Origin of the sequence: Methylobacterium nigriterrae, assembly GCF_037106235.1 — a bacterium.
GTDB classification, from domain to species: Bacteria; Pseudomonadota; Alphaproteobacteria; order Rhizobiales; family Beijerinckiaceae; genus Methylobacterium; species Methylobacterium nigriterrae.
In genome coordinates this window covers 1-9,815 of sequence record NZ_JBAWTG010000154.1, presented here as the reverse complement: position 1 = coordinate 9,815, position 9,815 = coordinate 1, and the positions used below count along the sequence as shown (strand labels likewise).

6 protein-coding genes and 5 pseudogenes are annotated in these 9,815 nt (G+C 61.4%); 6 read left to right on the top strand and 5 right to left on the bottom strand.

Translation table 11 applies throughout. The features are described 5' to 3' along the window. Nucleotides 1-323: pseudogene (locus WDW90_RS32055) on the top strand (hypothetical protein); the annotation flags it as partial. 226 nt (nucleotides 324-549) lie between these two features. After that, a complete protein-coding gene (locus tag WDW90_RS32050; protein ID WP_336491640.1) occupies nucleotides 550-918 on the top strand; it encodes an SPW repeat protein in 369 nt (122 codons plus the stop codon). A 593-nt stretch (nucleotides 919-1,511) separates the two neighbouring features. Here WDW90_RS32050 and WDW90_RS32045 read toward each other — a convergent pair. Continuing rightward, nucleotides 1,512-2,540, bottom strand: coding sequence for a LysR substrate-binding domain-containing protein (locus WDW90_RS32045; protein WP_336491638.1), 1,029 nt, complete (start codon nucleotides 2,538-2,540; stop codon nucleotides 1,512-1,514). Nucleotides 2,541-2,897: 357 nt separating this feature from the next. Here WDW90_RS32045 and WDW90_RS32040 point away from each other — a divergent pair, with 357 nt between their 5' ends. After that, the gene (locus WDW90_RS32040; protein WP_336491636.1) at nucleotides 2,898-3,386 is read left to right on the top strand and encodes a YciE/YciF ferroxidase family protein; all 489 of its coding nucleotides are present in this window, start codon (nucleotides 2,898-2,900) and stop codon (nucleotides 3,384-3,386) included. 777 nt (nucleotides 3,387-4,163) lie between these two features. On the opposite strand, the gene WDW90_RS32035 is transcribed toward WDW90_RS32040, so the two are convergent. Beyond that, nucleotides 4,164-5,141: a YeiH family protein gene (locus WDW90_RS32035; protein WP_336491635.1), complete on the bottom strand. Its 978-nt coding sequence runs from the start codon at nucleotides 5,139-5,141 to the stop codon at nucleotides 4,164-4,166. A 525-nt stretch (nucleotides 5,142-5,666) separates the two neighbouring features. Beyond that, a complete protein-coding gene (locus WDW90_RS32030; RefSeq protein WP_336491634.1) occupies nucleotides 5,667-6,119 on the bottom strand; it encodes a hypothetical protein in 453 nt (150 codons plus the stop codon). Nucleotides 6,120-6,221: 102 nt separating this feature from the next. Between WDW90_RS32030 and WDW90_RS32025 the strand changes: the two genes are divergently transcribed. Both WDW90_RS32025 and WDW90_RS32020 read left to right on the top strand, forming a co-directional pair. Further along, nucleotides 6,222-6,947, top strand: coding sequence for a DUF2270 domain-containing protein (locus WDW90_RS32025; protein ID WP_336491633.1), 726 nt, complete (start codon nucleotides 6,222-6,224; stop codon nucleotides 6,945-6,947). 111 nt (nucleotides 6,948-7,058) lie between these two features. Further along, a pseudogene (locus WDW90_RS32020) lies at nucleotides 7,059-7,181 on the top strand (IS3 family transposase); the annotation flags it as partial. Nucleotides 7,182-7,287: 106 nt separating this feature from the next. Here the strand turns inward: WDW90_RS32020 and WDW90_RS32015 are convergent. After that, nucleotides 7,288-7,509: pseudogene (locus tag WDW90_RS32015) on the bottom strand (transposase); the annotation flags it as partial. Between the two features lie 251 nt (nucleotides 7,510-7,760). Here WDW90_RS32015 and WDW90_RS32010 point away from each other — a divergent pair. Beyond that, nucleotides 7,761-8,978, top strand: a pseudogene (locus tag WDW90_RS32010) (IS110 family RNA-guided transposase). Between the two features lie 107 nt (nucleotides 8,979-9,085). Here the strand turns inward: WDW90_RS32010 and WDW90_RS32005 are convergent. After that, a pseudogene (locus tag WDW90_RS32005) lies at nucleotides 9,086-9,815 on the bottom strand (IS256 family transposase); the annotation flags it as partial.

The window sequence follows — 9,815 nt, the reverse complement described above, 5'->3', positions numbered from 1 at the left end:
CGTACGAGAAGGAACTGGGTGTGCTCACAGCGTGGTTCTCGAACGCGGCCTCCGTGATTGTGCGAACAGGCGACAAGGTGCGACCGGGGCAGAAGCAGACCGTCACGGTGCGGCCGGACGATCTAAGTCTTGAGGCAGCGGAGGGTGGAGAGCGCATTCTTGGCTTTAGAACCGGCAGGGCAGAGTTGCCGGAGCCGTATTTCTGCATCCGGCGCGGCGAAGGCGATTCGGAAGATGGCGCGAGAGAATCGGTCCTGCCCGTCTCGCAGCTCCCAGCTAAGGGTGCCGAGGATCGCGTGTCGCTGTTTCTAAAGGAAGCCTGATGCGACGTGAGCATTGCGAATTCGTGACTTGCCCACCCGGTGAGTGCAGGCTCATGTCGCCGCTAAGTTGATGTTTTCCTTGCTCCATATCGTCCGGCATCTTAACTCCGCTCCCTGCCGTGCGTATACTCGGCGCTTCCTCGGCAAGTATCCTGCCGCTCAGGCGTCGCTCCCTTTAGCCTAGCTAACCGCATAAGGAGAGCGAGGGTTCTCGGAGGAGGAGCAAATGAGAGCCATAGAGAACGAAAACGGAGGTATCTTTCTGAACGGGCTGAGCGTCGCCCTAGGCGTCGTCCTCTCCCTGATGCCATGGTATCTGGAACTCGCGAGCGGGACCTATGCTGCTCGAAATGCCTGGATCTGTGGTGGCCTGATTGCCATCATTGGGTTGATGGCTATCAGCCTTTCTTACGACTGGGAAGAATATCTCAATCTGGCTTTTGGCCTTTGGGTGGCTGTTGCCCCGTGGGTGCTCGGGTTTGTGGCGGTCACGTACGCTATGTGGGCCCATGTTGTGATTGGGCTCGCTGTATCGGCCCTGGCTGGGTTAGAGCTCTGGCGTCTTTACCAGGTCCCGACGGCACGTTCCGTATGATTCCCTGCCATCTCAGCCACAGGCATGGGCGTGCTGAAAACATAGCTTCGGGCAGCATGGAAGCATGCTGCCTCCTTCTTGGCTGCGTTGCCTCGGTGTCACTGAGATTGCAAAAGGGCGTCCGGCAGTCTGGCATCTTGGAATGGCAAAGCTTCTATCACACTTCCTGTGCTTGATGCAGCGGGTGCGATAGCAAGACGTGCGTCGGGACGACTGGGCCGAGAAGGCACATCGTCCCATGCGACGTAGAGATCGTCAGCAGCAAGGCTTTAAGTCTGCGGGATTGGCGCCGCGTTGCCTCAGCATGCATGCAGCGGCTCAGAACACCTTCTCCTCACTACCTGGGCACTTGGCGGGGGATTCGAGCATCTCCTCTCGGGGCAAGCTGTCGCGGGAGGCCGCGATGCCGACGCCCACCTTCACCTCAAGATGTCGATGCTTGGCTGAGCCCCTTTCCTGGGCGTGATGGGCCGCTAGAGCCGTCGGCGCTGGGGAGCCGTTCTACCTTCTGGCACGTCGCTGCGCGAGCTCGCAGCCGCGATCAGAGCGCGCCGGGTGTGCGAGCGGGTGCACCACCCGAGCATTTCCACCGCTCAGTGTTTGCTCGGGACAGCCGCTAAGTCGGATTCCGGTGAGGCCAGAATCGGTGCTCCAGACCGAAGGCAGCGGAGATCCAGCGGGCCCTGGAAAGTGGGCCTGAGAACAGCGTCCCTGAGAACCGCCTCTAAGCCACCGTGCTCATTGAGGTCCTTCACGGCACTGACAAGCAGATTAATTAGAGGCGTCATGGCCTCGCCCTCGGCCCAGAGCAGGTCTACCTGCCGGCTCACCACGGGATCTATAAGTTGAAGCACTTTCGTGCCGCGGGGCAGCCCGGGCACACGAGTGAAATGCGCGGGGACGATCGTGCACAAGCCGCCGAACTGAACCTGAAGCATCAGGTGTATAATGGAGTCCGCTTCGGCTCGAGCCACAGGATGGCAGCCGAGACTCGCAAAGACGCTGTCAACAAAGCGGCGCTCATCCTGAGCTGAGTGAAGCAAAGCGAGGGGCATCTCGGCCGCTTCGCGCCACGTGATACTAGCCCGGCCAGCAAGCTCCGGTACGTCGGGCACCAAAAGACTGAGCTCCTCGGTGCAGACCTTAAGCGTCTTGCAGTGCTCGAATTCGATTGTGTCGAGATGAGTGAGAACTACGTCGAGAGAGGATTGGTTCAGCTCCACCTTCCTGGCATCGCTGCCGATGGAGCGCACATCCATGATTATGTCTGGATGCTCCGCGCGAACCCGCTGGAGCAGGGCAGGCAGGATCAGTGACATCGAGGGTGTCACTCCTATCCGGAGGCGACCAGAGTGGGCGCGCCATGTGGCAATCTCGTCGCGCATCGCCCGACAGTGAGCAACCGCCTTGCGGGCCCATTTGACAATTATTTCTCCCTCGGGCGTCAGTCCGTGAAATCGGTGGCCTCTCCCACGCAGGAAGATCTGCACGTTGAGCTCGGATTCTAAGTGTTTGATGCCAATAGAGAGACTCGGCTGAGTGACGTTGCAGCGAGCGGCAGCCCGCCCGAAATGCTCCTCGTCAACCACCGCGAGCAGATACTCGAATTGGCGCAAAAACATCGCCGGCCCCGATTTGCATACATGGCGTGGACACTAGTCCGGGATACTCTTGCCGGGCGGAAGCAAAGGTGCGGGCAGACCGGAGAAAGCTGGGCGTACGGCCCAATAGGGCCGCCCAATACTCTGGGCGGGCTCAGGGGCCACCGACGCAACAAGATGGCTTGGCCCAGAAGAAATAGCTAATTCAAAATCTTTATCTCACGATAGACCGAACAATTACAACTTCAGCGCCGATGGTAACCCAGGATCTATTCGGCCGCGGCGAGCCCGCACTGAGCTCTGTACCTTGGGCACTGGGAACGAGCGCCTTGGCCCGCGGGTTGCCTACAAGGGGCCCTATCGCGAGGAAACTTCTCCATGCCCGAGAGAGACCTCAAGGCTCTGTTCCTGCATCAGCTGAAGGACATCTACTTTGCCGAAAACGCCATCCTCAAGGCCATACCGAGGATGATGGGCGCAGCGCGGTCCGGCGACCTTAAAGTCGCGCTGGGCGTCCACCAGAAGGAGACCGAGGGGCAGCTGAGGCGCCTCGAAAGGGTATTCCAGGCTCTTGGTGAGAAGCCCGATGGTGTCGAGTGCAAAGCCATTCAGGGCATTATCGACGAGAGTGAGGAGGTGATGGAGGAGTTTGGCGGCGGCAATGCGGGAGACGCAGGGATCATCGCGGCGGCTCAGGCGGTGGAGCACTACGAGATTGCCCGCTACGGCACTCTGATCGCCTGGGCCAAGCAGCTTGGGCAGAGCGAAGCCGAGAGCCTCTTCAAGGAAACGCTCGCCGAGGAAGAGAACACGGACGGAGTTCTGTCTGATCTTGCTAAGGAAGTCGTTAACCCAGCGGCAGCCTAACTGTCTGGATGCGAGATCTGATTGGCATCTGCAATCACTTGGAGCGCTCTGGCAGCGGCTCAGGCGTCGGATTGCTTGGATAGCATTCGCGCAGGTCGGCACCAGGTGGGTGCCTCATCTTCACGCGCTGAAAGGCGGTCTGGTGGGCCGTGTTGAGGCCGCCCGCCACGAGTGCCAGATCTTGGTGGCTGTAGACGTTAAGGCCAGTACCCGCCTATCGATGCCTAATCATGCTGCTCGCTTTCTGGCTGACAGGCCGAGTCACGCGGCGCCTCGCTCCGTGCATGAGAGGTCCGCTCGACGGCGATAATGAAGCCCGGCCGAGCTCGCTGAGCAACGTGCAGGATCCGGAGGGGCGGTCCGGTGGGCGCCTACTCCAGGAATGCAAGGCTTGAACCGTCAGCTCTGCTGACCCGCCGTCGAATTTTTGTCGCGCATTCCCGCGCGACGGCATTGGCTTTTCAGAGAATCTCGGCTCTGTTCGAGCCGCTCCACCCCACGCCAGAAACGCTGGGCCGCGCCTCGCTCAGCCTTCCGGGCCTTCAGTGCTCCGACCACACCTCCTGGGGATTGCTCGTTGTGCCTTTCGCTCCACTGCACAAACTCGACTCCATGTCCCAGCGCCATCTGTAACGCTCGAATGCCGCTCTCGAGACATTGCTGACCATCTGCGCCGAGCACTCCTTCGTAGAACGCCGCTGGCATTGTCCCTCGGCATTGTGTCGCCCTCGGGAACGCCTGAGTGCCTTACAACCAGCCCTTCAGATACGAAGGAGCTCATCCCACATGCACCAACACCAGCACGAACAAGGCGATGAAAGCGGTCTCCCCCACCATAAGGGCCATCGCGCGATGACCAACTTTGGCGAGCGCGGCGAGCGAAGTCTTGGCGCCGAGTGCCGCAATCGCGATGACAATGCACCACCGAGACAGATCGCTGAGTGCGGACTGAGCGGCCGACGGAATAAGGTGAAAGCTATTGAGCAGCACAATCCCGATGAATGCCAGAAGAAAACCCGGAACGAGCGCGGGGGGCTTCCCGGCCGGCCCAGCCTCAGGCTCAACCTGGCGCGCAAGTATAGAGATGGAGAGAACGGCAGGAACAAGGAGTGCAACACGGAGCAGCTTGATGATCGTGGCCACATCGCCCGTTTCGGGCGAGACACTGTAGCCAGCGCCCACTACTTGTGCCACATCGTGGATCGTTCCGCCGAGGAACACTCCTGCATCTGTGTGCGAGAAGTGAAACATTCGGCTGACGACTGGATAAAGCACCATAGCAATAGTGCTCAACGTAGTCACCGCAATGATGGTGAAGGCGGTATCGCGCTCGTGCATCTCATGACGCGGTAGTACGGCGGCGATCGCCGCTGCTGCAGACGCGCCGCAGATCGCTACTGCACCGGCGGTGAGAACACCAAATTGCGACTTGAGACCGAGCAGCCTGGCGGCCACTATGCCAAACCCAATCGTGAGCGCAACGGCGGCCGCTACGCCGACGAGTGTCGACCAACCAAGGCCCAGCACTTGCTCGGCTGTGATCCGAGCGCCCAACGCAGCCACGCCAACTCGCAGGATCGAGCGCGCTGAAAAGGCAATGCCGGGTGCGAGACGAGACTCGGTCGAGATGAAGTTAAACGCCATCCCCAGGAGCAGCGCGAAGAGAACTGTTGGCCCTCCATAGGCACCCGACACGAAGGTCGCAGCCATGCCTATAGTTATGCTGAAAAGAATTCCAGGCAGATATTTTGCCATTCGTTGTAGTTCATTCTGGCCTTTGATACCCTTCAAGGCCGAACGAACCGATAGTATTTGCATTGAGCGTCTCCTTAATGGCAGCGCGCCGGCCGTCTTAATTTCTCAAGCCATGATCATGATAGCAAAACATGCTGCAAATTATCCCAGTTTATGGGTCCAAATTTCATCTGAAACTGCAAATATGTACTCGATATATCAAGATTGAAGCATTATCAGAGTATTTCTTTTAGCCCTGTTAAACGACGCAGATTCTGCGCCATAATTTGTGCATTTATCGATCCTTAGCAGTCTAACTTACTGTGTTGAGCTCGATCGGCTACGATGCGATCATCTGCTGCGAGTGGTCGGTCGTGCCATTGGAACGCTGAGATGCTTGAGCCGATCAGCGTAAGATTGAGCGTTAAGAAGCGACGGAAGTGCTCGTCCCGCGGTCTGCTAAGAGCTGCCGGATGCACGAGCGGCCCAAAGATCGTTGAGCCGGATCATGCACCCGACGACCGCCCTAATGATAATAGAAGTTTTTTATTTCGAATTAGCCTTTGGCCGAATGGTCGGCAGACAAAGGGCGGCCGAAATCACCGCCCGACATGATGTAAGCTTACGCGGCTTGCCCTGGATCACGGCACCTACCGTGAGGCAAAATGGGTAGTGAGGCAGCTTAGCAGGGACCTTGGTCTCGACATGCAAGGCCTGTGGGTTGTTGGGCGGCATGACTTCAAGGAAGCTTCGGCCCGCGTCAAATTTCGGCGGCGGCTCAGCGTTGACATATCGTTTTGCGGTGACCGAGGCGGTAGTGGCAACCAGTTCGCGGCCTATCGGATCGCTCGCCCAAGCGAGGCGCCGCTCCGGATCGAGCAAAGATTCCGCCAAGCTGTTGTCCGCGCTCGGACGATGGCCGCGGGTCCGGGCATGCACAACACTGATCTTGCTGCTGTATTTCTTCTGCTGCAGAACATACAATAGGCAAGCCTGCATGCCGGAATCGCAGCCGGGCTACTATCCCGTCGCGTTTGCCTCGTCTTGTGGGTTAGCTTGGAATTGGCCGAATTGGGATGTGCTTCGGTTCGGAGGATCAGAATGAGCGTCGATCACCTCCCTCACGTTTCGCAGGACGCTGGCACCGGTAGCAGGCAGCTTCCTCTTCCCAGTAGCTCGGTCGAAGTCGGTACGGCCGTCGCTCACTATTATAGAGCTGAGATGGGCCGAGCGACTGGCTGGCGTGACCGGATCGACCGTACCACCAACTGGGCCATCACCGTGATCGCCGCCATGCTGTCTGTCTCACTCTCGACACCTTCGGCCCATCACGGGGTACTCCTATTCGCCATGCTTATCGTGATGCTGCTCCTCGCCATCGAGGCGCGGCGCTATCGCTTCTTCGATGTTTACCGCGTCCGTTTGCGTTTACTAGAGCGTAATTATTTTGCTCAGGTTCTCGCTCCTAAGCCAGACTCAGGGAGCGAATGGGCGTGCGGCTTGGCTGACGACTTACGTCAACCTGTATTTCTGATCACCTCCATGGAAGCAATCTCGCGGCGACTTCGCCGCAATTACTGCTGGATGTTCCTGATTCTGCTGTTGGCATGGGTGTTCAAGATCGCCTCATTCAAGCTTCAGATCGACGGAGGCAGTAGTAAGCTCGTTCCTTTTCTGACGGAGAGCCTGTCAAATGCCGCGGTTGGGTCGGTTCCTGGCTGGGTGGTGTTGGCCTTCGTCGTCACACTTTATGGATGGCTGCTTTATGCGACGCTGCGGCCTTCTATGTGGGATCGCAAGCGAGACGATGGCCGCGTCCACGTATGACGTCGCTTTTCTGACTTGCGGAAGGCATGTCTCGGCGCATGGTCGTGACCTGACCGGCTGGCTTTGGACCGAGCCGATTGCGAGGATCAGCCCGGACCGGAGGAGCTGGAGATGAGGCGAGGACAGAGGCCGAGCGCGGAGCAGGTGGTGCTGATGCTGCGCCAGATCGAGGTGCAGGCAGCCCAGGGCAAGAGCATCGCCCTTGCCTGCAAGGAGGCGGACATCTCCGAGCAGAAGCTGAGGGACGAGTGCCTACGCCAGGAGATCTTCCACTCGCTGAAAGAAGCGCAGACCGTGAGGGGATTGTCAGGAATTCCGTGTAGGGGCGGCGGGTTGAACATCAGGCCGCCATGGCTCGGGTGAAGCGCTCGCCGAAGATCACGGCGAACTGTGCCTTGGCCATGCCCCACTCACGCGGGCCCATCTTCCACGCCTTCTCGGAGCGGTTCAAGACCAGGTAGAGCAGCTTCAGCGCGGCCTCGTCGGTCGGGAAATGACCGCGGGCGCGCACAGCCCGGCGCAGCGTGGCGTTCAGAGCCTCGATGGCGTTCGTAACCGGTATGAGGATGGCGGTGCCGCGGTTCGGCCGGGACGCAGGTCCTGGCGTATGGTGCGACCATCCGGGACAGAGGCACCGGGAGCACGAAGGTGCGGGCAGGCCGATGTATAGGATGAGCTGCGAGCTCGTGTTTGTAGCTGGCCGCCTCTGCGACTCGCCCGGTTGCGCTGAGAGCGCGGATCCGTAGGTGTCGTGTCGCCCGCCGCTCCCCTCCTGAGGTGATGAGAGGAGCTGCCATGCGACGTGTGATCGGAATGGACCTGCACCGCACCTTCGCCGAGGTCGTGGTGTGGGAGGACGGCCGGCTCCGGCATGCCGGCCGGGTCGACATGACCCGCAGCGGTCTGGAGGGCTTTGCTCGCACGTTGCGCGCTGACGATGAGGTGGTGATCGAGGCGACCGGCAACGCGATGGCCGTCTTGCATCTGCTGAGGCCGCACGTGGCCTGCGTCGTGATCGCCAACCCGCTGCAGGTGAAGGCAATCGCCCATGCGCACGTGAAGACCGACTAGATCGACGCGGGCGTGCTCGCCAACCTCTATGCGGCCGGGTTCCTGCCGGAGGTCTGGACGCCAGACACGGCGACCGAGCGGCTGCGCCGGCTCGTGGCGCGGCGCAATCAGGTCGTCCGCCATCGCACGCGGCTCAAGAACGAGACCCACGCGATCCTGCACGCCCACCTCGTGCCGCCATGCCCGCACGCCGACCTGTTCAGCCGGGTCGGCCGGGCTTGGCTGGAACGGCAGGCCTTGCCCGACGACGAGCACGCGGCGGTGCGGCGACACCTGCGTGAGCTCGACACGCTGGGCGAGGATCTCGCTGTCCTCGACCGGGCGATCGGCGAGACGACGGTCGACAGCCCCGTTGTGCGTCGCCTGCTCACCGTCACCGGCATCAACGTGACGGTGGCGGCCGGGCTCGCCACCGCGATCGGCGACGTGCGCCGCTTCTCCAGCCCGCAGAAGCTGGTGAGCTACTTCGGGCTCAATCCGCGCGTGCGCCAGTCCGACCTCGGGCTCGCCCAGCACGGGCGCATCAGCAAGGCGGGCCGCAGCCACGCCCGTGCCATGCTGGTCGAGGCCGCCTGGGCTGCCGCCAAAGCGCCGGGGCCATTGCACGCGTTCTTCGTGCGGGTGCGTGCTCGGCGTGGTCACCAGATCGCGGCGGTGGCCACGGCGCGCAAGCTCGCCGTGCTCTGCTGGCACCTGCTGACCAAGGAGGCGGACTATCTCTGGGCACGCCCCGCTCTCGTGGCCAACAAGGTTCGCGGGCTCGAACTGCAGGCTGGGCTGCCGCAGAAGAAGGGCAACCAGCGTGGTCCGGCCTACGCCTACAACGTCAAGGCGTTGCGCGATCAGGAGATGGAGATCGCCCGGCGGGCCGAGACGGCCTACGAGCGGGTCGTGGCACACTGGACGCCGCGTCCACCGAAGGCGGTGCGCGGACGCCTCAAACCGGCAAGGCTCGAATGAGGCGGCCCGGCGGAGCTTGCAGCCGAGGCTCCGCGCTTCGCCACGAGGTCGTCCGCGCAATGAGAAAACTACCACGGAAGGCGCGGCGGGTCTTGTCCATCTCATCCGTAGATGTCCTTCAGCGCGGCCGCCACGAGCTTACGGTCCTTGTAGGAGACGAAGTCGAGGCTGTGGCGCAGGAGGTGGACGATGCAGGTCTGGACCGTCGCCTCTGGAAAAACCGACCGGATCGCGTCGGGGAAGCCCTTCAGCCCGTCGACCACGGCCAAGAGCACGTCCTCCACGCCGCGGTTCCTCAGCTCGTTCATGACCCGCAACCAGAACTTGGCGCCTTCGTTCTGCTCCAGCCACAGGCCGAGGATCTCCTTGGAGCCGTCGGCGCGCACGCCCAGCGCGATGTGGACGGCCTTGTTGCGAACGAGGCCCTCGTCGCGCACCTTGATCCGCAGGGCGTCGAAGAACACGATCGGGTAGACCGGCTCCAGCGGCCGGGCCTGCCAGGCGACGATCTCCTCCAGCACCGCGTCGGTCACCGCGCTGATCAGGTCGGGCGAGACCTCGATCCCGTACAGCTCGCGCAGGTGCCCGACGATCTCCCGGGTACTCATGCCGCGGGCGTACATCGACACGATCTTGTCGTCGAAGCCCGGAAAGCGGCGCTGATAGCGGGCGATCAACTGCGGGTCGAACGTCGCCTGCCGATCACGCGGGATCGCCAGCTCGATCCGGCCGGTCCCGGTGGTCACGGTCTTGCGGCCATAGCCGTTGCGGCTGTTGCCGGCGTCCTCGCCCGCCAGATGGTGGTCCATCTCGGCGTTGAGCGCCCGCTCGGCCAGG

Bases quoted from the DNA above. Each gene is read 5' to 3' on its own strand.
- WDW90_RS32045 (WP_336491638.1), bottom strand. From the start codon at position 2,540: ATGTTTTTGCGCCAATTCGAGTATCTGCTCGCGGTGGTTGACGAGGAG.
- WDW90_RS32025 (WP_336491633.1), top strand. From the start codon at position 6,222: ATGAGCGTCGATCACCTCCCTCACGTTTCGCAGGACGCTGGCACCGGT.
- WDW90_RS32035 (WP_336491635.1), bottom strand. From the start codon at position 5,141: ATGGCAAAATATCTGCCTGGAATTCTTTTCAGCATAACTATAGGCATG.
- WDW90_RS32050 (WP_336491640.1), top strand. From the start codon at position 550: ATGAGAGCCATAGAGAACGAAAACGGAGGTATCTTTCTGAACGGGCTG.
- WDW90_RS32030 (WP_336491634.1), bottom strand. From the start codon at position 6,119: ATGCAGGCTTGCCTATTGTATGTTCTGCAGCAGAAGAAATACAGCAGC.
- WDW90_RS32040 (WP_336491636.1), top strand. From the start codon at position 2,898: ATGCCCGAGAGAGACCTCAAGGCTCTGTTCCTGCATCAGCTGAAGGAC.